This window comes from Hymenobacter sediminis (assembly GCF_003231285.1).
GTDB classification, from domain to species: Bacteria; Bacteroidota; Bacteroidia; order Cytophagales; family Hymenobacteraceae; genus Hymenobacter; species Hymenobacter sediminis.
Genome location: NZ_QKNS01000001.1, coordinates 1408203 through 1432442 on the forward strand (window position 1 = coordinate 1408203; position 24240 = coordinate 1432442).

The window sequence follows — 24240 nt, forward strand, 5'->3', positions numbered from 1 at the left end:
CCTTGCCCCCGGCATTTGCGAACCTTGCTACTGCCACCCTTTCTGTGGCTCCTTCCTTATGGCAACCAAAAAAGACGATACCCCCAAGCGCGTTAATATTCTCAACCGCCGCGCCAGCCACGAATACGCCTTTATCGTTAAGTACGACGCGGGTATTATGCTGCAAGGCACCGAAATCAAGAGCATCCGGGACGGCAGCGTGCAGATTCAGGACGGTTTCTGCACCTTCCACCCCGACGGTAGCCTGTGGGTGCACAACCTCACCATTGCCAAATACACGGAGGGTACCTACAACAACCACGAGCCTACCCGCCCGCGCAAGCTTCTGCTCAACAAGCGCGAACTAAAGCAGCTGGCCAACAAAAACCAGGAGCAGGGCCTGACCATCATTCCCATTCGGATGTTCGTGAATGACCGGGGATTTGCCAAGCTGGAAATTGCCCTGGCCAAAGGCAAAAAGCTTTACGACAAGCGCGACGATCTGAAAGCCAAAGACCAGAAGCGCGAAATGGACCGCGCCCGAGATTATTAATTAGCCGATGAGCGCTGATTTTTTTGATTTCGCTGATGAAGAATACTATCGGTGGAAGGCTATTTTTTGATAAGCGAAGAGTTATCCGGAGCTTCGTACCCGACGAATCAAAAAAGCCAGCGCTTGCATCAGGCATAATTTGAATCAGCGAAATCAAGAATATCAGCGTTAATCAGCAATTGTGGATTACGGAATATGCGCCCTGAGCGCCGTGCCGGTGCGAGCCGAACCTACAGATAAGGCCGAAATTGTTACGCAGCTCATCTTTGGGGAGTGCTATTCTATTTTGCGTACCCAAGACCAGTGGCGACAGATACAACTGACCGCCGACCAGTACGTGGGCTGGATTGACGTAAAGCAGCACTTGCCGGTCACTGCGGAGTACCTACACGCCTGGCAGTCTCAGGACCACCCCCGCACCCTGGATGTAGTGCAGATGGTGAGCGACTCGGCCAACCGCATTCCGGTAACGCTGGGCACGCGCCTACCCTTTTACGACGGCATGACCCTGCGCTTGGGCGAGCAGCAGATGTTCTATAACGGCGCCGCTACCAATCCCCAAAATGGCCACGGTCCTCACGGCCCCGTCGATCAGCGCCTGCGCTTGCTCCAGAAAATGGCCCTCACGTTTCTGAAGTCGCCTTACTTGTGGGGTGGCAAAACGCTGTTCGGCATCGACTGCTCAGGGTTGATGCAGCAGCTTTACGGCCTGATTGGGGTGCAGCTCCCGCGCGACGCCAACCAGCAGATTCACCTGGGCCAGACCGTTCATTTCGTATCCCAGACTCTTCCCGGCGACCTGGCCTTTTTCGATAACGCCGAAGGGCGCATTATTCACGTAGGGTTGCTGCTAGAAGACCAGCAGATTATTCACGCCAGCGGCGAGGTCCGCATCGACCCCCTGGACCACAACGGTATCTTCCGCCGCGACTGGCAGAAGTACTCGCACAAGCTCCGCCTGATTAAGCGCATCCTCCCCGACGATTAACTCGTTGATCTTACCTCGAAGACGAATACCTAGCAACAGGCAACTCGCAACCAGTAACTGTTGTTAATGCGCTAAGAATCATCTAGCTTTCTGGCAGACCAGATTCTTTTTTCTTAGCGTGTATGGACCAAAAAGTGCTTGTGTTAAATGGTGACTACACGGCTATCACGCTGTGCAGTGTACAGAAGGCCTTTGTGCTTCTGTTTTTGGAAAAAGCCGAACTGATTGCCAAGTCGGAAAACGGGGTGCTGCGCACGGTAAGCAAAGCCTACCCCAAGCCCAGCATCATCCGGTTGCAACGCTACGTGCGGGTGCCCTACAAAGGCATTGCTCTGAGTCGGCACAACGTGATGAAGCGCGACCATTTCGAGTGCCAGTACTGCGGCTCCACGAAAAATCTGACCCTGGACCACGTATTACCTCGAAGTAGGGGCGGCGACTCCAGTTGGAGCAACCTGCTTACGGCCTGCGCACGGTGCAACCACGCCAAAGGCCACCGCACCCCGCAGGAAGCCGGCCTCACCATTCGGCAGCAGCCTAAAAAACCTACCCTTACAGGTTTCCTCAAACTCAGCGCCGGTACCCTCGACCAAAACTGGCATCCTTACTTACACTAAAACCGGCAGCCTGCGTGGCTGACCGGTTTTTTTGTTGCGAATCCCTAACGATTGGGGCAGAAATTTCTTTGCCTAACTGGGATATCCGCTGACACAAAAAGGCCCCTGACTATGACAGCAGGGGCCTTTTCTATCAATAAACAGGCAAATGGCTAAAACTCGTTAGCGGTACCGCCTACCTTGCCTCCGGTAACAAAGGCCAGCAGGTCGCGGTTGAGGCGGTCTTTCTCCGTGATGAATAGGCCGTGGGGGGCGCCGCTGTACTCCACAAACTGCGCGTGAGGCACGTACTGGGTCATCCGCTCACCGCTGTTCTTGGCTGGTACAGTATCGTCGCTGCTGCCGTGAATTACTAGGGTAGGAACTTTCAGAGTTGCCAGATCCTGGCGGAAATCAGTGGCGGCAAAGGCGTACACGCACTGCTCGGTGGCGCGGGGCGAGGCCAGTTGGCACATAGACTGCATCCAATCCAGGGTGGCCTGGCTTACGGGGTGGCTGATGACGCCTACACCAAAGAACTTCTTGCCGAAGCTCTGCAGGAAGTCGAACCGGTCTTTGCGGATGTTCTCCACCATATCATCGAACACCGATTTGTCAGCACCGTCGGGGTTGTCATCGGTTTTGAGCAGGAATGGCGTTACGGCTGACACAAACGCTACGCGCGCCACGCGGGCTCCGTTGTAGCGGCTCATGTAGCGGGCCACTTCGCCGCCACCCATCGAGAAACCTACCAGCGTCACGTTTTGCAGGTCTAAGGTTTCCAGCACAGCGTTCAGATCGTCAGCGAAGGTGTCGTAGTCGTTGCCCTCCCAAGTTTTGGAAGAGTTACCGAAGCCCCGGCGAGTGTAGGCTACCACCCGGTTGCCATGCTTTGGCAGCTCGGCCAGCTGATATTCCCACATTTCGTAGGTGGCGGGCCAGCCATGAATCAGTACGATAGGATTGCCGGTTCCTTGGTCCGTATAATGCAGTTTTACGTCGTTGCCGTTGGCATCTTGGCCTACTTTGATGTAGCTCATGGTGAGGGAAGGAAAGATAGTTTGGAAGATGTGGAAGGAAGCTGTGTTCCTACATACGCTTGAGCTTGTCTGCAGGCTCATCAATGACAAGATGTTGCACGCAGTAGCAGATTAGGCCGGATTCCACGTTCTTTGGCAGATGAGCTTACCTCTCCGCTTCCGTTCTGTTTGCTTCTTCTGCTTGCTAAGCAGCGCTGGCCTCAGTGCCCTTCTATCGGGCTGTAACTCCCGCTCCGATAAACCAGGCGGACAAACCGCCACTACCCCTCCCGGAGCAACGAAGTCCGAACCTTCCCTCACCGACTCGCCCGGTACTTGGTACCGGCAGTACCGGGGCGTGCTGCCCGGCTCAACGGATAGCATTACAGTGCATCTGCAACGCTTGTCCGACGCCCCCGGCGAAACCACTCTGGGCCGGTTGGTTGGATTCTACACCGCCTCTGATGGTCACCCTTATGAGTTGGCCGGTGATACGCCCGCCGATACAGATAGCCTCAACCTGCGCGACATCAGTGCAGAAGTAACAGACAAGAATTATGTGAGTCTGCTGTGGCGCTTGCGGGAGCAGGGGGCTACCCTAGTAGGTACGCGCAATGGCCGCCCCGTGCAGCTGCGACTGGTGCAGCCGCCTCATGGCATCCAGTTGGTGGCACGCAGCTTTGCCTCCAAAGTTCTTGCCCGCCCCGACCACCCGCAGGATACCATTATGGGCCACGTTTCTCTGCATGCGTTGGTGCCGGTTTCGGGGGTAGCGAGAAAGGCGCTAACGGCTAACATCCTGCGTGGTCTGCGCGGCGACACCCTCGATACCCAGCTTGCTCCCACTCTTGATGCCCTTTGGAAAGAGCAACTCAGCAGCTTTACCTCAGATTATCAGCAGGAGGCTGGCCTAATGCTGACAGAATTGGAAAATGACACCAGCAGCTACCGCCCATTTGCTACCCTGCGCTACGAAGACCAAACCAGTACCTATGTGCTTTGGAACGAAGGCGACCTGCTCAGCATCGGATACTTTGGTTACTATTACGGAGGTGGGGCCCACGGTAACTACGGCACCACCGTGTGCAGCTACGATACTCGCACCGGCCGCTCCCTCCGTTCTGCCGATATTTTCCGGCCCGGCACTGAGGCTCAGTTGGAAAAGCTGTTGGGGCGCTATGCTCGCCTGACATTGGGCCTGAAACCCACGCAGCCGCTTTCCGATGCGCTGTTTGAAAATACACTACCCGCTACGTCAAACGTGTACCTGACCAGCGGTGGGGCTGTGTTTGTGTATGCTCCTTATGAGGTTGCCTCCTACGCCCAAGGTGAAATTCGGGTGTTTGTGCCATTGTCAGCCCTGCAGCCGTTGCTGAAGCCTGGCTTACCCTTAGGGGGTAGGGCAGAGGTAGTGCGGAAATAAACGAAGTAAGCATCGTTGAGCTTACCAAGGAACTCACTTCAAGCAGCAAGCCCTACCACTGAGCGGAGCGCGTGTAAAATCCGGCCTTTCCAGGCCCTTAGCTGAACTACGGCTATAGAAGCGGTATCTTTGTAGACGTTTCTCCACACCACTTTTATGCAAGCACCCAAATTTGCGGCCTCTCGCTCCTTTCATCAGGAGCTGAAGCGCCGCACCAACGCCTACTTTCAGGAAGCCGGTAAATCTACCACTGGCGGCACCAGCCTGTTCGTGAAGGCCCTTATCCTGACAACTGCCTTCGTGGCCGTGTACCTGCACGTTGTGTTCTGGACTCCTTCTGCGGCGCTGGCCGTGCTGGAGTGCGTGCTGCTAGGCCTCATCGGGGCTGCCATCGGCTTCAACGTCATGCACGATGGCGCCCACGGTTCATTCAGCAAAAAGAAGTGGATGAATCAGTTTGCCGCTTTCACCCTGAACGTAATGGGCGGCAACTCCTACATGTGGAATGCCAAGCATAACCTCATCCACCACATGTACACCAACGTGGAAGGTGTGGACGACGACCTGGACGCCCAGCCCTGGCTCCGTCTCAGCCCCGATCAGCCGCGTCGCAAGCTGCACCGCTTCCAGCACTTGTACTTCTGGTTTTTCTACGCCCTGCTGTTCATCGCCTGGATTTTCTACATGGATTACCAGAAGTATTTCCGTGGTAAAATAGGGGAGATGCCCATCAAGAAGATGACAGCCTCTGACCAGGGCGTGTTCTGGGGCTTCAAGGCGCTGCACCTGGGTCTATTCGTGGCTCTGCCCATTTATACCACCGGTTTTGTGGCTTGGCTGGTCGGCTTCCTGGTATTCGCGGCCGTAGCTGGTTTCACCCTCAGCATCGTGTTCCAGCTGGCCCACACCGTGGAGCACACCAGCTTTGTGGTACCTCATGAAACCACCCACAAGATTGAAGATGAGTGGGCCATTCACCAAGTAAAAACCACCGCCAACTTCGCTACCGATAGCCGCATAATCAGCTGGCTGGTTGGTGGGCTGAACTTTCAGGTGGAGCACCACCTGTTCCCGAACATTTCCCACGTTCACTACCCGGCCCTGAACAAAATCATTCGCCAAGTGTGCCAGGAGTTCGGTGTGGAGTATAATGAGTACCCAAAAATGCGGTACGCCGTAGCCTCGCACGTAGCTCACTTGCGGGAGCTAGGCCGGAAATAAATTAGGAAGCTGCACTTTATTCAGGCAGCCCACGTTATACAGCTGACCTTTTAAAGCGTCGCTGACGGATAAGACCCATTCGTTTGGGTAATCCGTCAGCGACGCTTTCTTTTTTATAGCGTTTGATCTGGGCAAGGTGCCAACAGATCAGCTGTGTCTGCCGAAAGGTGAACAACGGCACTCCCCGCAACGCGCCAGCCAACCGGGGCTCACTAGTGTACTTCCCTTTTTCTGTATGGCACTACCCAAATTTGCCGCCCCGCGGTCCTTCCACGCCGATCTTAAGGCTCGCATCAACCAGTATTTCGAGGAAGCTGGTACTACCCCCACCGGCAACTTCAGTCTCATCAGCAAGGCTGTTTTACTGACGCTCAGCTTTGTGGGGCTGTATGTGCATCTGGTGTTCTTCACGCCCGCTACCCCCTGGGCCCTGCTGGAGTGCCTGCTTCTGGGCGGCGCTATTGCCGCCATTGGGTTTAATGTAATGCACGATGGCGCTCACGGTTCCTTCAGTCAGTATAAATGGCTGAACAACTTTGCCGCATTTACCCTGAACGTGCTCGGTGGCAGCAGCTACATGTGGAACGCCAAGCACAACTTGGTACACCACACTTACACCAACATTGAGGGCCACGACGACGACATCGATATTCGGCCTTTTATGCGCATGACCCCCGATCAGCCTCGTCACCAGTTGCACCGCTTCCAGCACCTGTACTTCTGGTTTCTGTACTGCATGCTTTACATCTCCTGGATTTTCGTGATGGACTACCAGAAGTACTTCACGCGCAAAATCGGGAACATGCCGCTCAAGAAAATGGCTCTCAGCGACCATCTGGTGTTCTGGGGTTTCAAGGTATTTAACCTGATACTCTATGTGGCGCTGCCCATTTACACCGTTGGATTCCTGGGTTGGCTTGTGGGTTTTGTAGTTACTACCTGCTTCGCAGGCTTGGTACTGAGCCTTGTGTTTCAGTTGGCCCATACTGTAGAGGCCACTTCCTTCCCCGTGCCCCACGAAACCACCAATAAGCTGGAAGACGAGTGGGCTATTCACCAAGTGAAAACTACCGCCAACTTCGCCACCGGAAACCGCCTCATCAGTTGGCTGGTCGGCGGCCTGAACTTCCAAGTGGAGCACCATCTGTTTCCCAAAATCTCCCACGTTCATTACCCCGCCATCAGCAAAATCTTGAAGCAAGTATGCAGCGAGTATGGCATTGTTTATAACGAGTACCCAAAGATGCGCTACGCCGTAGCCTCGCACGTTTCCTTCCTGCGTCAGATGGGTAGGGCCTAAACGTAATTCAAAAACAAATTGAGAAGGAGGACTGCTTTATATCCGAAGCAGTCCTCCTTTTTCTATTATCTAATATTTTTAGAATCAGTGAATAACTCAGGATTTGTCTTTGAATTTGCTGTTCAAGAGTACCCTACCGACAGTCAGACAAAATATTTTATAGCCTACTTGGCAGGAGAGCTCACCATAAAAATTGATGGGCAAGTATTTTTCAGTGAGCCAAATATGCTGCTAGCTGAGTTCAGTCTTGCACTGAAAAAGTGGCTAGGCACAATTGAAGTGAAGAAGAAGGCAGTAACTCTAAAGTATTTCACGATGGATCATGATGAGGCAGAAGGAGCAATACTGAAGTTGGCACCCGTTGATGATACGAATTATCTTATCTGTTCTATCTGGCAAAAATTCACCTGCCACAGACTCATTGATGAGCAGGAGTTACTATATGCTGCCACAACGTTCCTAAAAGAGTTGAAGGAAGAGCTAAGTAAGCGCAGCGTGGGCGTCCGATACGATGTGATAGATAACATAAAGTTGGTCGAGTAATAACACGTTGCTGCTGTAGCAAATAGCCTCAAACTTCAGTATCTTTGCCGCCCCGCCAGGGTGGCGAGGCCAGGGCTTTGGCTCTGTGTATCAAGTAAAAACGCGTTCCGGAGGCGGGCCCTGCGCCGGACGTGTACACCAGGGCCATCCGCTATATCATGGCAGAAGTAGTAGACAACTTCGACTGGGACAACGTTTCAGCTAACGCTTTCGGTGGCAACTACACCGCTGAGCAGCGCGCTGAAATGGAGCAGATGTACAGCAACACGCTGACGACTGTCCAGGAAGAAGAAGTAATCAAAGGCACCGTTGTGGGCATCACTGACCGCGACGTAATCCTGAACATCGGCTTCAAATCCGATGGTCTGGTGCCCCTCTCCGAATTCCGCGACCTGCCCGAGCTGAAAGTGGGCGACGAGGTTGAGGTGTTCATTGAGGACCAGGAAGACCAGAACGGTCAGCTGATTCTGAGCCGCAAGAAGGCTAAGATCAAGCAGGCTTGGAAAGCTATTTACGACGCTCTGGAGAACGATACCGTTCTGGAAGGCGTGGTGAAGCGTCGTACCAAAGGTGGTCTTATCATGGACCTGGACGGTGTTGAAGCCTTCCTGCCCGGCTCGCAGATTGACGTGAAGCCTATCCGTGACTTCGACATCTATGTAGGTCGTCGTATGGAAGTGAAAGTGGTGAAAATCAACGCTGCTTTCGACAACGTAGTAGTTTCGCACAAAGTCCTCATCGAGAAAGACCTCGAGAAGCAGCGCGAAGCCATCCTCAACAACCTGGAAAAAGGCCAGATCCTCGAGGGCGTTATCAAGAACATGACCAACTTCGGTGTGTTCATCGACCTCGGTGGCGTAGACGGTCTGCTGCACATCACCGACATCTCGTGGGGCCGCATCGCTCACCCTAGCGAAGTACTGCAGCTCGACCAGAAGCTGAACATCGTAGTTCTGGACTTCGACGAAGCCAAGAAGCGTATCAGCCTCGGCCTGAAGCAGCTGACTCCTCACCCATGGGATTCGCTGCCCGCCGACATGGGCGTAGGCTCGAAGGTGAAAGGCCGCATCGTGAACGTTGCCGACTACGGTGCGTTCATGGAAATCATCCCCGGCGTAGAAGGCCTGATCCACGTTTCGGAAATGTCGTGGAGCCAGCACCTGCGTAACCCGCAGGACTTCATCAAGCAGGGCGACGTAGTGGAGGCTCAGATCCTGACCCTCGACCGCGAAGACCGCAAGATGAGCCTGGGCATCAAGCAACTGACCGAAGATCCGTGGACCCGTGGTGACTTCGCTACGAAGTACGCTGTAGGTACCAACCACAACGGTCTGGTGCGCAACCTGACCAACTTCGGCCTGTTCGTAGAACTGGAAGAAGGTGTTGATGGCCTCGTGCACGTTTCTGACCTGTCGTGGACCAAGAAGATCAAGCATCCTTCCGAAGTAGTGAAGGTGGGTGACCGTCTGGACGTGGTAGTTCTGGAACTGGACGTAGCTAACCGTCGTCTGGCCCTGGGTCACAAGCAGCTGGAAGAAAACCCCTGGGATACGTTCCAGACGGTGTTCACTCCTGGCTCGGTGCACAAGGCTACCATCACCGAGAAAAACGACCGTGGTGCAGTTCTCGAACTGCCTTACGGCATCGAGGGCTTCGCTTATCCGAAGTCGCTGGTGAAGGAAGACGGCAGCAACGCTGAAAACGGCGAAACGCTGGACTTCCGCGTGGTTGAGTTCTCGAAGGATGACCGTCGTATTGTGCTGTCGCACACTGCGGTGTTCAACCAAGCTCAGGAAGAAGACAGCCGTGCTGCCAAATTCGCTAAGAAGAAGCCTGCTGGCGCCGCTGGCGCTGCTGCTACTCAAGGCGAAGGCAAAGTGGCCGACCTGAAGAAGGCTGAGAAGTCGACCCTCGGTGACCTGGACGCTCTGTCGGCTCTGCGCGACAAGATGCTGGGCAACGAGCAAGGCGGCGAGTAATTTCGCTGGCCTATTGGCTGACCAAACAAGAGGCCCCGGAGCAATCCGGGGCCTTTTTGTTGAAGTAAGGGGTAGGAAAATTTATCATACCTACCAAAGAAAGATAGCCTGGCATCCTGATCGGGGCGCAGATTTCTCTGCTTACTTGGGATACGGAACTCCTTTGGCGCAAAAAGTTAGATACAAACAAAATTTCTTGCAGTAATCCAGCTACTTACCTTACCAATAAGCGAAAATACGCTGGTTGGCTTGGCTAAAGTCGGATTAAGGCGTATGTTTGCATCCTCAAAACCACTGGTGACGTGACCGAGTGGCTAGGTAGAGGTCTGCAAAACCTCCTACAGCGGTTCGAATCCGCTCGTCACCTCTTTTTTCCTGTTTTCAGAGTGCCTAGTGCCCCGGTCGATTAGCCCCGACCGGGGTTTTTGCATTTTAGGCCTCCGTAGCACGGATCAGCTTATTAAATCAGCGGTCAGATATAACTCAACCAAGAGAAAAATAATTTTGACGCATTATATCTGAAAATGACGCCGCTGCGCGGATTGTGGAAGAAAAGCTGCTAAAAATGATGCTATCAGTATAATCCCTACATTTCATTCCCGCGTAGAAGCGCGCACATACGTACTCTTTTCCACCCTTCCTCATGAAAATTATTGACCTGCGCACAATGCGCGGCCCTAGCTACTGGTCTGTGAAGCATCACAAGCTGATCGTGATGAAAGTGGACTTGCAGGACATGGCCGATACGTGGTCGAACAGCGTACCGGCCCTGGCCGAGCAATTGCCAGTGTTACTGCCGGAGCTGGCGCAGCCCCAGCCCACCGACTCCGAGAAGTCATCGGCAAAGCACCCGCCCCTTACGGAAGAGCAATTAGCTGATGGGGAGCCTCTGGGACACGTTATTTTGCACGTAGCTCTGGCCCTGCAGCGCACAGCAGGCATGCCGGTATTCTGGGGGAAGTCGTACCCGGCCCACCAGGCAGGGGTAGATTTTGTGGTGTTCAGCTACCAGGAAGAGCGCGCCGGACGGGTGGCGGCCGAGGCTGCCGTGCAGATAGTGGAAGACTTATGCCAGGGCCGGGCCGTAAACCTGCAGCCCATCATTAATGAGCTGCACGAAATCCGGGAAGAAGAGTTCTTCGGGCCCAGCACGTACAGCATCGTGGCAGAGGCGGCTTCGCGCAATATCCCGTACATCCAGCTCAAGAACAGCAATATTATTCAGCTGGGATACGGGGTTAATCAAAAGCGCATTTGGGCTACTACCACCAGCTACACCTCGCACGCGGGGGTAGAGGTAGCCGGTAATAAGAACCGCACCAAGGCTATGCTCAAGGATGCTGGGGTGCCGGTGCCGTACGGCACCACCGTGTACTCAGAGGCCGGCTTGCGCGATGCCATAGAGGATCTGGGCTTCCCGATTGTAACTAAGCCCCTGGACGGCAACCACGGCAAAGGGGCTACTATCCGCATTATGAACTGGGAAGATGCGGTAGAAGGACTGAAAGCGGCGCAGAAGTATTCCCGCGCCGTGATTGTGGAGCAATTTATTGAAGGCCACGACTACCGACTGCTAGTAGTGAATGGCAAGCTGATTGCCGCTGCAAAACGTACTCCGGCCGCCGTTACCGGTGATGGCACCAGCACCATTCAGCAACTCATTGATAAAGTGAACGAAGACCCGCGTCGTGGCGTGGGGCACGAAAAGGAACTCACCAGCATCAAGGCCGACCAGCACACGCTGGATATCCTGAAAACTCACGACCTGACCCTGGACTCGGTGCTGCCGGCTGGGCAGGAAATCTACCTGAAGAGCACCGCCAACATTAGCACGGGTGGCACCGCTACCGACGTGACCGATCTGGTACACCCCTATAATGTGCTGCTGGCGGAGCGCGTGGCCGGCATCATCGGGCTTGACATCTGTGGTATCGACTTGTTGACGTCGGACATTGCTATTCCGCTGAACGAAACCCGCGGAGCAGTAATTGAGGTAAATGCTGCCCCCGGTTTCCGGATGCACATTGCGCCAACTGAGGGGCTACCCCGCAACGTAGCGGCGCCAGTGGTTGACATGTTATTCCCGCCCGGCAGCCAGTCGCGCATTCCTATTATTGCCGTAACGGGCACCAATGGGAAAACGACGACTACCCATCTGCTTTCCCACATTGTGGCTTCTAAAGGCTACAAAGTAGGTCATACCACCACCAGCGGCATCTACATTCAGGGCGTGCAGCTGCAGAGCGGCGACTGCACGGGTGGTCAAAGCGCTGAGTTCGTGCTGAAAGACCCAACAGTGAATTTTGCGGTGCTGGAGACGGCTCGGGGCGGTATGTTGCGCTCAGGCCTGGGCTTTCATACTTGCGATGTAGCCATTGTCACTAACGTGGCCGCCGACCACCTCGGGATGCGCGACATCTACACCGTGGAGGATATGGCCGCCGTTAAAGGCGTGCTACCCCGCACCGTGCATAAAAACGGTTGGGCGGTACTGAATGCTGATGACGACTTGGTGTACGCCATGCGCGAAAAGCTGGAATGCCGGGTAGCTTTGTTCAGCATGAACGAACATAGCCCTCGCATCCGTGAGCATGCTGAAAACGGTGGTTTGGCCGCGGTGTACGAGGAAGGCTACATCACGATTTACAAGAACAGCTACAAACTGCGGATTGATCGGGCAGCCGAGTTTCCCATTACGTTTGGGGGTAGGGCCACCTTCAATATTGAAAACTCGCTGGCTGCCGCTCTGGCTTGCTACTGCTACGGGTTTGATAAGGACGACATCAAGCAGGCGCTACGCACCTTCGTGCCGTCGGCGGCCAGAACCCCGGGCCGCATGAATGTATACAAATTTCCCACGTTCGAAGTGATTGTGGATTATGCCCACAATACTCATGGCATCGAGAAATTTGCGGAATTCCTGGATGCTACCGAGGCCACGCGTAAAGTAGGGGTAGTATCGGGCCTAGGCGACCGGCGCGATGAGGATACCCTAAGCTTCGCCCGGGTAGCCGGCCGTATTTTCGATGAGGTAGTATTGCGTCAGGACCGGGACCTGCGCGGTAAAACAGCCGAGGAGCTAAAGGAAATTATGACCCGCGGCCTGCGCCTGGATACGCCAGACTTACCCATTACCTACATTGAAAACGAGATGGAAGCCATCGACCACGTTCTGAATACGGCTCAGCCTGGCTCTGTTGTGGTCTTGTTTACTGAGAACATCAAGGCCACCCTCAAGAAACTGGATGAGTTTGAAGCTTCACTGGCAGTGTAGCCCGGAGCTACAAGTGAGGTCTATAAACAAGAAGCCCCGGCTGGTATAGCCGGGGCTTCTTGTTTATGTCAAAATTAAACTTAGCGGTTACTTCAGGGTGAAGGTCGTTTTGCCGATCATTACGCCACCTTCATACAGCTCTACTGTGTGCAGGCCGGTTTTGTAGCCAGCGCCTTTAGCATACAGAAATTGCACGGGCTGACGGGTGTTATCGTACACAATGTCCTGCTTGGCGGTGTAGAAAGCCTCAGCGCCATCAATCATGAAGGTGCCGCCGCCGGTGCTCAGGTTGTAAAGAGCAGCGCCATCGGGTTCAATCAGGCGCATCAGAATCTGCTTGGTTTCCTTCGGCGATACGTCGTTACGAGCCAGGTTGAAGGTTACCTTGATTTTCTCTACACGCTTGGCTTTAAACTCGTTGTCGTCGTCTGCCTTTTCCTTTTCACGGCTGTTGATAACGCCTACCCGAATGTTCTCGGCCTGCAGACGCGAGGCTACTGCTACCTTCTCGCTTAGCTCCTGGTTAGAGCGTACTACCGTCGAAATCGTGTCAGTGAGCTTATTTTGGCGCTCCTTGAGAGTAGTCGTTTCGGTGTAGAGGGCTTCATTGTCGGCTTTCAGTTGAGCAATTTCCTCGTCTTTCTTGCGCAGTTGAACTTCAAAGTTGGCTGCACGCTGCTTAAAGCGCTGTTGCTCCGCAATGCTGAAGCTACCGGCGCGGAAAGAACGCAGCTTGAGCAGGTCGGCGTTGATCTGAGCCAGCTTGGCTACCAACGAGTCGTTGGCTAGGCCCATACCCTGTACTTCCTGGCTTTGGCGCTCGTAATCGGCCTTCAAAGCCTCGTATTGCTTGATTTGTTCTTCCAGCTTAGCGTCTTTGGTGACTACATCGGCCTGAAGTTGTTCGTTTTGCTTGGCTTTCTGCTGGTTCATGTAGAACAGCAGACCATTGATGCCAAGTAGCACCAGAATCAGGGCCACAATTAGGAGGACGCGGTTGTTGTTCTTCGGCTCGGGGCTCTGGTCTTGTTCCATAGCAAGAGGGATTAAGTGAAGCCCGGAGAGTCCGGGCGCAGGTAGTACCTTTGGGCAAAAATAACGGAGTTCCGTACCCAGGCAAGTGCCGAAGGTACAACCCCGCCACAATATGCACCCGGATTCGCTACTTGATGCCGCATATTGGCAGCAACGCTACCTGGCTGGGCAAACCGGCTGGGATACGGGTGGCATAACGCCGCCCTTGCAGGATTATTTCAGGCAGCTTGGCCCACCCGATGCCCGCCGCATTCTGATTCCGGGTGCTGGCCGGGCTTACGAAGCCGAGTATCTGCACCGCCAGGGCTGGCCCAGCGTGTGGGTGGCCGATGTAGCCGCCGCGCCCCTGCACGACCTGCAGCAGCGCGTACCTGATTTCCCTGCCCAGCACCTGCTGCAAGCCGATTTTTTCCAGCTGCCGCCTACCCCTCCCTACGACCTGATAGTGGAGCAAACATTCTTCTGTGCCCTCAACCCGCATCAGCGCCCGGCCTACGCCCGGCAATGTGCCCATTTGCTGCGGCCGGGAGGTACCCTAATGGGTTTGCTGTTCGATACTGAGTTTAGCCAGCCGGGGCCGCCCTTTGGTGGGTCGAAAGAAGAATACCGGCGCTACTTTGCGCCTTATTTCGACTTCGTGCATTTCGATACGGCCACCAACTCTCTACCTCCTCGCCGCGGCAGGGAACTGTTCATTTGTTTGAAAAAGAAGTGAAAGAAAGTGAATCGTGGCAGAGGAAAAGGCAATCAGGCGAATAGCTCGATGGGGCTCTCGCTCTTCTTTCCTACCCCTCTTACTTTCCGAAACCTGTTACGATTCACTTCATCACCATATCACCTCCTTACTACACTACCCCCTCTCCATGATTGAAGCCCTAGCCAACGTACTGCCTCACTTTCGCAACACCAACTCCGGCCAGTTTTTCCTGATGGCTGGTCCCTGCGTAATTGAGGGCGAAGACATGGCCCTGCGCATTGCCGAGCAGGTTCGCCACATCACCGACAAACTCCAGATTCCTTACATCTTCAAGGGCTCCTACCGCAAAGCCAACCGCTCGCGCCTCGATTCTTACACCGGCATCGGCGATGAAAAGGCTTTGCGCATCCTGCAGAAGGTAGGACGTGAAATTGGGGTGCCCACGGTTACCGACATCCACGAGTCGGAAGAAGCTGCCTTCGCGGCCGAGTACGTGGATGTGCTCCAGATTCCGGCCTTCCTGTGCCGCCAGACCGATCTGCTGATTGCCGCCGCGAAAACCGGCAAGGTAGTGAACGTGAAAAAAGGCCAGTTCCTGAGCGGCGAGTCCATGCAGTTTGCGGTGGATAAGGTCAAGCAGTCGGGCAATGACAACGTTATCCTGACGGACCGCGGCAACTCCTTTGGCTATTCTGACTTGGTAGTTGATTTCCGCAACCTGCCCGTGATGCGCGAGTTTGGCGTGCCCGTGGTAATGGACGTGACGCACTCCTTGCAGCAGCCCAACCAGAGCAGTGGCGTGACGGGTGGCAAGCCCCAACTCATCGAAACCATCGCCAAAGCGGCTATTGCCGTGGGGGCCGATGGCCTGTTCATCGAAACCCACCCAACGCCGGCTACGGCCAAATCGGACGGCGCTAATATGCTCTCTCTCGACCGGCTTGAAGACCTGCTGGTGAAGCTCACGCGCGTACGTGAAGCTGTGCGCTAGAAACAGTCTTCGGGTCGAAAAAATTAGCGGCGGATAGTTGGTGGCAACGGTAAATTGTTTGCCAAAACATCCAGTATATTTGTTTCGTTGAAAACGAAAGTAGCAGGAAGCTCGCGCCCCCTGCTACCGTTACCGCTAAGGGTTAAACAAGAGGTATAAGCCTCCTATTCCGCCTAAAGCGGCCACTACCTTCACAACGAATGTAGTGGTCACATGAATGGAGCATTGGAAACGAAGCCCATCCATGTCAGTACGACCCTGTCCCATAACCAATGGATTTGAGGGTGGCCAAAACACCCTTCTTATCCCGAAGCCCGTGCTCGCAACACGGGCTTCACTGCTTTTTAGGCAGCCGTGTTGGCGGGGTGACAACCGTACGTGTGCCAAATATACTAGTATTCGGCTGGTTTGTTTTGCTATTTTTTTTAGTAAAAATACTGCTGTCGAGCTTACTGTCAAGAAGAAAGCACCCGAGTACGCTCTAGAGCCCTGTCAAGAATATGGTCAAACCGCAGGGAAAAATGCTGTTTTGGTTGATTCTGACGAAAGAATACCAGCCCGATATAAAACAGGTCGATAGTTAGGGCAACGTCCGGATGGCGCTTTACAGCCGCCCAAGCTTGCTCCATTTCCCGGGACCAATGAATGTCATCCAGCACGAAGACGCTGTGTTCGGTGCGGTGTTGATTGAGCAGCTCGAAATAGCGCAAGGTCGGCTCCAGGCGGTGGTTGCCATCGAAGAAGGCAAAGTCCACGGGGTTTACGAGCTGAGAAAGGGTAGGGGCCAGGGTGTCATCAAGGTTGCCCTCCACCAACTCAATATTTGTCAGGCCCAGGGAGGTGAAGGTTTCTTGGGCAACCTGCGCCGTTTGGGGGCAGCCCTCAAACGTAATAACCTGAGCGCGGGAATCAGCGGTGCTCAGATAAGCCGAGGTTAGGCCTAAAGAGGTGCCCAGCTCCACAATAGTGTGCGGCTGGAAATGATTAACCAGCCGGAAAAGCAGTTGGCCCAACTTGGGAGGCTTGGCCGCCGTGCGGGCAATATCGCGCAGGCGGCGGGTGCGCCCGGCCCCGGTTCGGGAACCCGCACCGAAGTCCTTTACCGTAATTTCAGTTGAGTTGGCTAAAAGCTCCTGCCGCCGGGTCTCTACCGCATCGTAGGCCGCGAAATGACCCGTATGATTGATAACGTGCGCGTACAGCCCGAATACGAAGGGCGAGTGCAGCCCGTGCGCGTTGCCGGATTGAGCCAGGAAGCGGAGGTAGCTAAAAATCTGAAAAAACAACGTGCAGACGCGAAAAGGCTGGATAAGCAGGCCGGTATGAAAAGAAATATCTGAGTGGCGAAGATACACCAACCCGCTGCTATGTCTGGCTTCTGTTAGGGGTGCTTGTGCTGGAGTTCAACGGCTCCCGCTGTGTTCAGGTAGGGGTTTCTTGCCCACAAAGCCAAGAACCATAAAAAATGCCGCGCCGGATGTTTCCGGCGCGGCAAGGAAAAGCACTAAGCAAAGGGTTTGGCCTAGTTGAGGCGGTAGGGAACCACGAGCGTAAACTCAGGAATCTCAACGGTAAACTCGCTGCCATCCATCAGGCGCTCCATCTGGTAGGTGCCGCGCATCTTGCCCAGCCCCGACTTCAGGTTACAGCCCGATACGTACTGGTGAGACTCGCCGGGCTCCAGTACTGGCTGCTGGCCTACCACGCCTTCGCCTTCCACCTCGCGTACTACCCCATTGGCATCGTAGATGTACCAGTGGCGTCGCAATAGCTTCACGGTGTACTCGCTATTGTTGCGGATATCAATTTTGTAAGCAAAAACGTAATGCTCCTGACCCGGGCTTGAATAATCGGGCAAGTAGTTGGTGGTAACGCTAACAGTTACCCCCTGGGTGGAAATGGTATTCATAGCGCTTGGGGTCCGAGTAGAAAAAGCTAACAGCAGTATGCGGAATTTGGTTTATCTACGTAGCCAGTGCACGTTAAGGCCCACTCAACCGAAAAAATAATCCTCTCCCGTATGTCTGTAAAGATAGAAGAAAGCTGGCGCAAGGTGCTAGCCGCCGAATTTGAAAAGCCGTATTTTCAGCACCTGATTGCGTTTGTGAAGGGTGAGTACGCTACCGCTACTGTCTATCCACCCGGCCCCCAAATTTTTCATGCTTTTGAGGCTTGCCCCTTTGATGAGGTGAAGGTGGTTATTCTTGGGCAGGACCCCTACCACGGCAAAGGCCAAGCGCATGGGCTTAGCTTTTCAGTAGCTGAGGGAGTCCGGACGCCGCCCTCTTTGCAGAACATCTTTAAGGAATTGCAGAGCGACATACCGGGCACGCCGCCCGCTCCTAATGGCAACCTCGACCGGTGGGCGCAACAGGGCGTGCTGTTGCTCAATGCTACCCTTACTGTACGGGGCGGAGAGCCGGCCAGCCACCAGAAGAAAGGCTGGGAACAGTTCACTGATGCCGTAATTCAGCAAATATCTGCCCTGAAGCAGAATGTGGTTTTCATCCTTTGGGGAGCATCGGCTCAGAAGAAAGGTGAAATCATTGATGCCCGTAAGCACCTGGTCCTAAAGGCCGCGCACCCCTCGCCCTACGCTGCCGATCGGGGCTTTTTCGGTTCTCGCCCGTTCAGCCAAACCAACGCCTACCTCCAGCAGCACGGCCAAACCCCCATCACCTGGTAAATCACGGATTTGTCAGATTGCACGGATTCGTTCAGGTTGCTTTAACCAACAAAAAGGCCCTTGCCGCGTAGCAAGGGCCTTTTTATTGAAGGATGAAATGGTCACTAAAATCAGCGTCCTCCGATTAGTTCGTCTGCAGCTGTGATGCTTAATCTACCAAGTTGAACAGGCGGTTCCAGCGGATTTTATTGGCGAAAGAAGCGTTGGGGTCCACCGACAGCCAGATAAGCACAGCCTTACCCACAATATGGTCTTCGGGCACAAAACCCCAGAAGCGCGAATCGAGGGAGTTGTGGCGGTTATCGCCCATCATGAAGTAGTAGTTCTGCTTAAAGGTGTAGCTCTTTAGGGGCTGACCGTTCTGCAGAATCTGGCCGGTAGCATCCACGCTTATGCCTTCGTTGTGCTCGTAGCGCTGAATGATTTTCTGGTAGATAGGCGAGTTCTGAGGCGTGAGCTGCACTGTCTGGCCTTCCTTCGGGATTTGCAGCGGGCCGTAGTTGTCCTTGTTCCAGGTAGGGAAAGGCGGATTGGCTAACGGCAGTGTCTGGGGGTAGCCCGGTTCGCTGGGCAAATAGTCGGGGAAGTTCGGGAATACCTGCTGGCCCGGTTCCGGACGTCCTACAGGAGTCTGCAAATCAACAATGCCTTTTACCGTTGGCAGCTTCCGGAAGTAGTCGTAGGCTGAGCGGGTCATGTGCACATCGAACCCTCGGCCCAAACCTGGCCGCTCGCCATAGAAGGGAATGCCGTCCTGGGTATTGTATTCTACCACCCCAAGGCGCTTGAAATCTTCCAGCAGGGCATCGTCGGGCTGCGGTACCTGCAGGAAGTAGCTGCTCTGCATTTCGGGATAGTTCTTGGCGGGCTTCCCGTTGATGAACACCTGCCCCTGCTTGATTTCCAGCACGTCGCCGGCAATGGCAATGCAGCGCTTAATGTAATTGGTGCGCAGGTCGGCGGGGTGCTTGTCCTCGAAAGGCACGTTGAACACCACCACATCGTTGTTTTTAACTTCCGAGAAGCCGGGGAGGCGGTAGCTCGGCAGTTGAATCAGATCGGAGTAGCTTTTTAGGCTCGTGCCCCAAATGGTTTGGTGCGTAAGCGGCACCTGCAGTGGGGTTTGCGGAGTGCGCGGCCCGTAGTGGAGCTTGCTCACAAACAAGTAGTCGCCTACCAGCAAGGAGTGCTCCATGGAAGGGGTAGGAATCGTGTAGGCCTCGAACGTAGCCCACCGGATAAGAGTGGCAGCTACCACCGCAAAAAGAATGGCGTCGCCCCATTCACGGGCTACGCTTTTGCGCTTTTTGGGCTCTCCGGTAGGGGTAGTGGGGGCCGGCTTATTTGCTTCGAGGTATTTCTCCCAGGATTGTACTGCCATAATAAATCAGAGGCCAGAAAAAACGAACAGCCGGCACGCGCCGGCCCCTTTCCGGTTTGAACGCCGGAAGATGCGAAATAATGCGGATAGAGGTGAAATAGTGAGTTGGTGAATAGGTCCTAAACAAAGTACCCCGCTAAGGAGGCTACCCGAGCCATCTTGCCGGAGTACCCTTCCTGATTAACTAACACCCCCCTGCTATTTGCGGGGCGAGGGTTTGCGCGGTTTTAGGGGGTAGGGGCCTAGTCAGGACGAATGGCAGCGGGCTGCTTCACTCACTCACCAACTCGCTCTTACAACCCCAATAAATCCTTCATACCGAATACGCCCTGGCGGCCAGGTAGCCATTCGGCAGCTAGTAAAGCACCCTGCACAAACCCTTCGCGGGTGTGGGCTTCATGCTTCAGCTCGATGGTGTCAGCGGGGGAAGTGTATGTGACAATATGGGTGCCTACCACCGCGCCTTCACGCTCCGAAAGAATAGCTAACTCATTGGGAGCTTCCGTAGCCTCGTTGCGCCAAGTGGTTTTGGTTGGGAAGTGACGCAGAATTCCTTCGGCGGCTGTGAGAGCCGTGCCGCTGGGCTGATCCACTTTCTGAGTATGATGAATCTCACGCACCTGCACGTCGTAGCCCCCGAACTGGTGCATTTTGGCGGCTATGTACTCGTTGAAGTGAAAGAACAGATTGACGCCAACGCTGTAGTTAGAGGCGTAAAACAACGGTGTGCTGGTTTGCTGGCTGAGTGCCTGTGCCTCCGGGAAATGATGAAGCCAGCCTGTGGAGCCGCATACCACCGGAATGCCCTGTTCCAGGCAGGCAACCACATTCTGAAAGGCCGCGTCGGGGTGGGTAAACTCAATGGCCGCGTCAACAGTGGCGGCGGTGAAATCGGAGATGCGTACATCGGGGCGGGTTGGGTCCACGATGCCGGCAATCTGGTGGCCACGGGCAATAGCCTGGGCTTCGATGGCCCGGCCCATTTTGCCGTAGCCAATCAGCAGGAGCTTCATTGGAAAGGATTCTAAGTGTAGAGCGCTGTGGGAATTTGCTACTTGAGGGCAAGTGAGCAAAAGCTAGGTGCTCTATTTTACATACAAAGTAAGCGCCAGCCCAGCAGTTGGTACTGGGGAGGGGGTAGGCAGAACAGTCGGGTTAAGGCGTAGCCCAAGGTCGTCGCTGATGTCGAAGTCACGCAGGTGTGCATCGACCAGGGCATCCAGAACAGTAATACCATAGGCCAGAGCCGTATAGGCAATAAAGGTGTCGCGGTAAGTCCGAGAACCTTGTAATCCGGCTTGTACGCCTTGGGCAGTTGTTTCTCTTCTATACCCTTTCGCTGCTAGAGCATCGCTGACTTCAGTCAGCGGCCTTCTATTATCCAGCTGCTTTCTGGCTTGGGTATAGGCTTTGTAGCGCTTCTGGTAATAATATAGCCCGTAGCCCGTGCCGCCTACCGCTCCGTACACTAGTGGGAGCTTCCAGTACCGGTGGTTATACACTTGTCCTGCCCCCGGCAGCACCAAAGCCAGCAGCGCAGCTTTCTTGGGCCTAGTAACCCGCATCCAGAGAAACCGCTCTGTCCGTCGTGCCGAGTCAGATACGGCCGGGGTAGCCACCTGCACCGAATCAGGTCCCGTAGTGACGGTTTGGGCGCGAGCAGCCGGACTGGCCAGCTGAAGCAAGGCCATCAGTAAACAGGCGGCAAAAAGGAAAAAAGCGCGCATAGCAGGGTATAGAAAGAAAGGGGCGGAACACAGTTCCGCCCTTCCGTATGCTAGGCTGGTTGCAGAATGTGGAGGATGCGCTGCATGTCCTCCACGGAGTCGAAGGCAATCTTGATTTCGCCGCGTCCTTGGGGGCCAGGCTTCACCATCACCCGGCTACCAAAACGCTCGGAGAGGTGGCGCTCAGCCCGCTTCAACTCGGCGGGTGGCACTATGGGCGTAGCAGGTTGGGCAGGTTTCTTCTCTGTTTCGGGGGTAGCGCCGGCCCCGCTGCGCACTAGTTGTTCTACACGACGTACCGAGAGGTCTTCATCAACAATGCGGCGGAACAGGTTGAGCTGCTGCTCGGTGTCCTCTACGTTTACCAGCGCCCGGGCGTGGCCCATGCTGATAACGTTGTCGCGCAGGCCAATCTGAATATCGGGGGGCAGCTTGAGCAGGCGCAGGTAGTTGGTCACCGTCGAGCGGTTTTTGCCTACCCGGTCGCCGAGTTCCTCCTGCTTCAGGTTACACTCGCTCACCAAGCGTTGGTAGCTAAGGGCAATTTCAATGGCGTTGAGGTTTTCGCGCTGGATGTTCTCGATGAGCGCCATTTCCAGCATCTGCTGGTCATCAGCCTTCCGGATGTACGCCGGAATGGCATCGAGGCCAGCCAGCTTGGAGGCCTGCAAGCGCCGTTCCCCACTGATGAGCTGGTAGGTGTTCGTGCCAGTCTGACGCAGCGTTACGGGCTGAATGATGCCCTGCAGCCTGATGCTTTCAGCTAGTTCCTGCAGAGCCGCCTGGTCGAAGTGAGTGCGGGGCTGATAAGGGTTGGCCTCAATTTGATTCACGGCAATCAGGCCCACGGAGTTTACCGGGTGCGGCACCAGACCCAGCCGCTCGCTTTTCTTTTCGTAGCTGCCTTCAATCAGTGCGTTCAGACCCCGGCCCAGACCGCCGATTTTGCGCTTAGCGGCGGCAGGAGCGGCGGCCGGCGTATTCTTCTCTTCGTTTTTCTCTGACATACCTACAATCAGCCCTCGCCCAATAGCACGGGACGAAAGCGGAATTCAAAAATACACAAACGCCCGGGATGCCGGGGAATTTTGTTCCACGCAGAAAAAAAAATGTGGAACATACGGGCAAAAACAAAGTCGGCCAGCAACTTAAGTTACTGGCCGACTTTTCAAGTGCTGGTTCATACGAACTCTTGGAGCATTGTTGTCTCTAAGCTGCCGTATCCTCGGCGGCTTGCTCTTGCTCGGGGTCAGCTGCTACAACGTTCTTTTCCACGATTTCGCGGGCCAGGTTAAGGTAGCTGATGCTGCCCTTGCTTTCGGCGTCGTGCAGGATAACCGGAATACCAAAGCTCGGCGACTCCGACAACTTTACGTTGCGCGGAATGATGGTATCAAACACCAACTGCTGGAAGTGCAGCTTTACTTCTTCTACTACCTGGTTGGAGAGGCGCAAGCGCACATCGTACATCGTCAGCAGAATACCTTCAATTTCCAGCTCCTCGTTCAGGCGGCTCTGAATAATCTTGATGGTGTTGAGCAGCTTGCCCAGGCCTTCCAACGCAAAGTACTCGCACTGCACCGGCACAATAACCGAGTGCGCGGCCGTCAGGGCGTTTACCGTAATCAAACCCAAGGAAGGCGAGCAGTCGATGATGATGAAGTCGTACTGATCGGCGAGGGGGCGCAGGGCCTCCTTCATCTTCTCTTCCCGGTTGGGCAGGTTGATCATCTCCACTTCGGCTCCTACCAAGTCGATGTGGGAAGGAATCAGGTCGAGGTGGGGGAGCAGGGTGGTTTGCAGGATGATGTCCTGCACGTTGATACCGTCCACCATGCACTCGTAAATGCTGGTCTGAATATCCTTCGGGTCGAAGCCCACGCCGGAGGTAGCGTTGGCCTGGGGGTCGGCATCCACGAGCAAGGTCCGATACTCCAGCGCTGCCAGCGAGGCCGCGAGGTTAATCGAGGAGGTGGTTTTGCCTACCCCGCCCTTTTGGTTGGCTACCGCAATGATTTTGCCCATTTTCGTCAGTTGTGAGTTGTCAGTTGCCGGTTGTCAGTGAGTGCAAGCTGCAGTCTAGGCTAGTAAACCGGCAACTGGCAACTGACAACTGGTAACTCATAAGGTAATCGTTTCGCCAATGGCCAGCAGCACCAATTCTTTGCCGGCTTGCTGTGCCTGGTTTTTGGCTTCGTCGTGGTTGATGACGAGAGGAGGGAAGGTATCGTAGTGCATCCCAATCACCTTGGAAGCGCCCGTCCAGTCGGCAGCAATCAGGGCATCGTCCACGCCCATGGTATAGTGCCCACCGATGGGTAGGATGGCGAAGTCGAGCTGGTGCCGCTCACCAATGATTTTCATGTCGTAGGTCAGGGCCGTGTCGCCGGCGAAGTAGAAGGTTTTGCCTTCCGTTTCGATAACGAAGCCGGCGGCCAAACCACCGTACGAGCCATCGGGCATGGAGCTGGAATGCGCTGCTGCTACCATTTTCACCGAGCCAAATGGTAGCTTCACGGTACCACCCAGGTTCATGGCGTAGGTGGCTTTCAGGCCTTTCTGACCAAACCAGCCCAGTACTTCTACCATACCAAGCAGCTCAGCACCCGTGCGCTGACCAATTTCTTCTACGTCGCCCACATGGTCGCCGTGGCCGTGGCTGAGCAGAATGAAATCCGCCTCGATTTTATCTACATCAACATCCTGAGCCAGGGGGTTGTGGCGGATGAACGGGTCGAAGAGCACTTTGCTGCCACCGGCTTCGAGCAAGAAGCAAGCGTGGCCGTAATAGGTCAGGTTCATAAGGAAAGGGTAGTTAAGCAGCGCAGTAGCTGCAAACCCCGGATGT

22 protein-coding genes and 1 tRNA gene are annotated in these 24240 nt (G+C 54.8%); 13 read left to right on the forward strand and 10 right to left on the reverse strand.

Annotation, left to right across the window (positions count from 1 at the left end; translation table 11 throughout):
- Positions 1-58 precede the first annotated feature (58 nt).
- The 3 genes from smpB (at position 59) to DNI29_RS06115 (ending at position 2137) form a co-directional block, all read left to right on the forward strand.
- Positions 59-532, forward strand: coding sequence for an SsrA-binding protein SmpB (gene smpB / locus DNI29_RS06105; protein ID WP_110977142.1), 474 nt, complete (start codon positions 59-61; stop codon positions 530-532).
- 181 nt (positions 533-713) lie between these two features.
- Positions 714-1520 (forward strand): C40 family peptidase, encoded by an 807-nt coding sequence (locus DNI29_RS06110; RefSeq protein ID WP_238388014.1) that lies wholly within the window; start codon positions 714-716, stop codon positions 1518-1520.
- A 122-nt stretch (positions 1521-1642) separates the two neighbouring features.
- The gene (locus DNI29_RS06115) at positions 1643-2137 is read left to right on the forward strand and encodes an HNH endonuclease (protein ID WP_110977144.1); all 495 of its coding nucleotides are present in this window, start codon (positions 1643-1645) and stop codon (positions 2135-2137) included.
- A gap of 152 nt (positions 2138-2289) precedes the next feature.
- On the opposite strand, the gene DNI29_RS06120 is transcribed toward DNI29_RS06115, so the two are convergent.
- Entirely contained in the window at positions 2290-3156 is an 867-nt protein-coding gene (locus tag DNI29_RS06120) for an alpha/beta fold hydrolase (RefSeq protein WP_110977145.1), read from the reverse strand.
- A gap of 139 nt (positions 3157-3295) precedes the next feature.
- On the opposite strand from DNI29_RS06120, the gene DNI29_RS06125 reads away from it, so the two are divergent.
- From DNI29_RS06125 to cphA, 7 genes are all read left to right on the forward strand, one after another.
- Positions 3296-4558, forward strand: a complete 1263-nt coding sequence (locus DNI29_RS06125) for a DUF3298 domain-containing protein (RefSeq protein ID WP_110977146.1) — start codon at positions 3296-3298, stop codon at positions 4556-4558.
- 156 nt (positions 4559-4714) lie between these two features.
- Complete coding sequence (locus DNI29_RS06130; protein WP_110977147.1) at positions 4715-5779, forward strand: fatty acid desaturase family protein; 1065 nt, start codon at positions 4715-4717, stop codon at positions 5777-5779.
- Positions 5780-6014: 235 nt separating this feature from the next.
- A complete protein-coding gene (locus tag DNI29_RS06135; protein WP_110977148.1) occupies positions 6015-7079 on the forward strand; it encodes a fatty acid desaturase family protein in 1065 nt (354 codons plus the stop codon).
- 87 nt (positions 7080-7166) lie between these two features.
- On the forward strand, positions 7167-7622 hold the full coding sequence (locus tag DNI29_RS06140) for a DUF7878 domain-containing protein (RefSeq protein ID WP_110977149.1): 456 nt from the start codon (positions 7167-7169) through the stop codon (positions 7620-7622).
- Positions 7623-7780: 158 nt separating this feature from the next.
- Positions 7781-9601 carry a 30S ribosomal protein S1 gene (rpsA, locus tag DNI29_RS06145; RefSeq protein ID WP_110977150.1) on the forward strand — a complete coding sequence of 607 codons (1821 nt, stop codon included), beginning with the start codon at positions 7781-7783 and terminating at the stop codon, positions 9599-9601.
- Positions 9602-9897: 296 nt separating this feature from the next.
- Positions 9898-9968: transfer RNA gene (locus DNI29_RS06150), tRNA-Cys, on the forward strand.
- A 276-nt stretch (positions 9969-10244) separates the two neighbouring features.
- A complete protein-coding gene (cphA, locus tag DNI29_RS06155) occupies positions 10245-12875 on the forward strand; it encodes a cyanophycin synthetase (protein ID WP_110977151.1) in 2631 nt (876 codons plus the stop codon).
- A gap of 87 nt (positions 12876-12962) precedes the next feature.
- On the opposite strand, the gene DNI29_RS06160 is transcribed toward cphA, so the two are convergent.
- Positions 12963-13910, reverse strand: a complete 948-nt coding sequence (locus DNI29_RS06160) for a DUF8428 domain-containing protein (RefSeq protein WP_110977152.1) — start codon at positions 13908-13910, stop codon at positions 12963-12965.
- 112 nt (positions 13911-14022) lie between these two features.
- On the opposite strand from DNI29_RS06160, the gene DNI29_RS06165 reads away from it, so the two are divergent.
- Together DNI29_RS06165 and kdsA are read left to right on the forward strand one after the other, a co-directional pair.
- A complete protein-coding gene (locus DNI29_RS06165; RefSeq protein ID WP_110977153.1) occupies positions 14023-14625 on the forward strand; it encodes a methyltransferase domain-containing protein in 603 nt (200 codons plus the stop codon).
- 148 nt (positions 14626-14773) lie between these two features.
- Entirely contained in the window at positions 14774-15598 is an 825-nt protein-coding gene (gene kdsA, locus DNI29_RS06170) for a 3-deoxy-8-phosphooctulonate synthase (RefSeq protein ID WP_110977154.1), read from the forward strand.
- 455 nt (positions 15599-16053) lie between these two features.
- Here the strand turns inward: kdsA and DNI29_RS06175 are convergent, their stop codons facing one another.
- Together DNI29_RS06175 and apaG are read right to left on the reverse strand one after the other, a co-directional pair.
- Entirely contained in the window at positions 16054-16884 is an 831-nt protein-coding gene (locus DNI29_RS06175) for an O-methyltransferase (protein WP_110977155.1), read from the reverse strand.
- Between the two features lie 236 nt (positions 16885-17120).
- Complete coding sequence (gene apaG / locus DNI29_RS06180) at positions 17121-17507, reverse strand: Co2+/Mg2+ efflux facilitator ApaG/CorD (RefSeq protein WP_110977156.1); 387 nt, start codon at positions 17505-17507, stop codon at positions 17121-17123.
- A 111-nt stretch (positions 17508-17618) separates the two neighbouring features.
- On the opposite strand from apaG, the gene DNI29_RS06185 reads away from it, so the two are divergent.
- The gene (locus DNI29_RS06185) at positions 17619-18284 is read left to right on the forward strand and encodes a uracil-DNA glycosylase (protein WP_110977157.1); all 666 of its coding nucleotides are present in this window, start codon (positions 17619-17621) and stop codon (positions 18282-18284) included.
- A 148-nt stretch (positions 18285-18432) separates the two neighbouring features.
- Here the strand turns inward: DNI29_RS06185 and lepB are convergent, their stop codons facing one another.
- The 6 genes from lepB to DNI29_RS06215 form a co-directional block, all read right to left on the reverse strand.
- Positions 18433-19665 carry a signal peptidase I gene (gene lepB, locus DNI29_RS06190; RefSeq protein WP_110977158.1) on the reverse strand — a complete coding sequence of 411 codons (1233 nt, stop codon included), beginning with the start codon at positions 19663-19665 and terminating at the stop codon, positions 18433-18435.
- A gap of 293 nt (positions 19666-19958) precedes the next feature.
- Positions 19959-20678 carry a 4-hydroxy-tetrahydrodipicolinate reductase gene (gene dapB / locus DNI29_RS06195; protein ID WP_110977159.1) on the reverse strand — a complete coding sequence of 240 codons (720 nt, stop codon included), beginning with the start codon at positions 20676-20678 and terminating at the stop codon, positions 19959-19961.
- Positions 20679-20750: 72 nt separating this feature from the next.
- Positions 20751-21392, reverse strand: coding sequence for a DUF5683 domain-containing protein (locus DNI29_RS06200; RefSeq protein WP_110977160.1), 642 nt, complete (start codon positions 21390-21392; stop codon positions 20751-20753).
- A 50-nt stretch (positions 21393-21442) separates the two neighbouring features.
- Positions 21443-22399, reverse strand: coding sequence for a ParB/RepB/Spo0J family partition protein (locus DNI29_RS06205; protein WP_110977161.1), 957 nt, complete (start codon positions 22397-22399; stop codon positions 21443-21445).
- 202 nt (positions 22400-22601) lie between these two features.
- Positions 22602-23417 (reverse strand): ParA family protein, encoded by an 816-nt coding sequence (locus tag DNI29_RS06210; protein ID WP_110977162.1) that lies wholly within the window; start codon positions 23415-23417, stop codon positions 22602-22604.
- 96 nt (positions 23418-23513) lie between these two features.
- Entirely contained in the window at positions 23514-24194 is a 681-nt protein-coding gene (locus DNI29_RS06215) for a metal-dependent hydrolase (protein WP_110977163.1), read from the reverse strand.
- Between the last annotated feature and the right edge of the window lie 46 nt (positions 24195-24240).

Coding starts and splice junctions, on each gene's coding strand:
- smpB (WP_110977142.1), top strand. CDS start 59: ATGGCAACCAAAAAAGACGATACCCCCAAGCGCGTTAATATTCTCAAC.
- lepB (WP_110977158.1), bottom strand. CDS start 19,665: ATGGCAGTACAATCCTGGGAGAAATACCTCGAAGCAAATAAGCCGGCC.
- dapB (WP_110977159.1), bottom strand. CDS start 20,678: ATGAAGCTCCTGCTGATTGGCTACGGCAAAATGGGCCGGGCCATCGAA.
- cphA (WP_110977151.1), top strand. CDS start 10,245: ATGAAAATTATTGACCTGCGCACAATGCGCGGCCCTAGCTACTGGTCT.
- DNI29_RS06120 (WP_110977145.1), bottom strand. CDS start 3,156: ATGAGCTACATCAAAGTAGGCCAAGATGCCAACGGCAACGACGTAAAA.
- DNI29_RS06165 (WP_110977153.1), top strand. CDS start 14,023: ATGCACCCGGATTCGCTACTTGATGCCGCATATTGGCAGCAACGCTAC.
- rpsA (WP_110977150.1), top strand. CDS start 7,781: ATGGCAGAAGTAGTAGACAACTTCGACTGGGACAACGTTTCAGCTAAC.
- DNI29_RS06185 (WP_110977157.1), top strand. CDS start 17,619: ATGTCTGTAAAGATAGAAGAAAGCTGGCGCAAGGTGCTAGCCGCCGAA.
- kdsA (WP_110977154.1), top strand. CDS start 14,774: ATGATTGAAGCCCTAGCCAACGTACTGCCTCACTTTCGCAACACCAAC.
- apaG (WP_110977156.1), bottom strand. CDS start 17,507: ATGAATACCATTTCCACCCAGGGGGTAACTGTTAGCGTTACCACCAAC.
- DNI29_RS06125 (WP_110977146.1), top strand. CDS start 3,296: ATGAGCTTACCTCTCCGCTTCCGTTCTGTTTGCTTCTTCTGCTTGCTA.
- DNI29_RS06210 (WP_110977162.1), bottom strand. CDS start 23,417: ATGGGCAAAATCATTGCGGTAGCCAACCAAAAGGGCGGGGTAGGCAAA.
- DNI29_RS06160 (WP_110977152.1), bottom strand. CDS start 13,910: ATGGAACAAGACCAGAGCCCCGAGCCGAAGAACAACAACCGCGTCCTC.
- DNI29_RS06205 (WP_110977161.1), bottom strand. CDS start 22,399: ATGTCAGAGAAAAACGAAGAGAAGAATACGCCGGCCGCCGCTCCTGCC.
- DNI29_RS06135 (WP_110977148.1), top strand. CDS start 6,015: ATGGCACTACCCAAATTTGCCGCCCCGCGGTCCTTCCACGCCGATCTT.
- DNI29_RS06115 (WP_110977144.1), top strand. CDS start 1,643: ATGGACCAAAAAGTGCTTGTGTTAAATGGTGACTACACGGCTATCACG.
- DNI29_RS06200 (WP_110977160.1), bottom strand. CDS start 21,392: ATGCGCGCTTTTTTCCTTTTTGCCGCCTGTTTACTGATGGCCTTGCTT.
- DNI29_RS06130 (WP_110977147.1), top strand. CDS start 4,715: ATGCAAGCACCCAAATTTGCGGCCTCTCGCTCCTTTCATCAGGAGCTG.
- DNI29_RS06215 (WP_110977163.1), bottom strand. CDS start 24,194: ATGAACCTGACCTATTACGGCCACGCTTGCTTCTTGCTCGAAGCCGGT.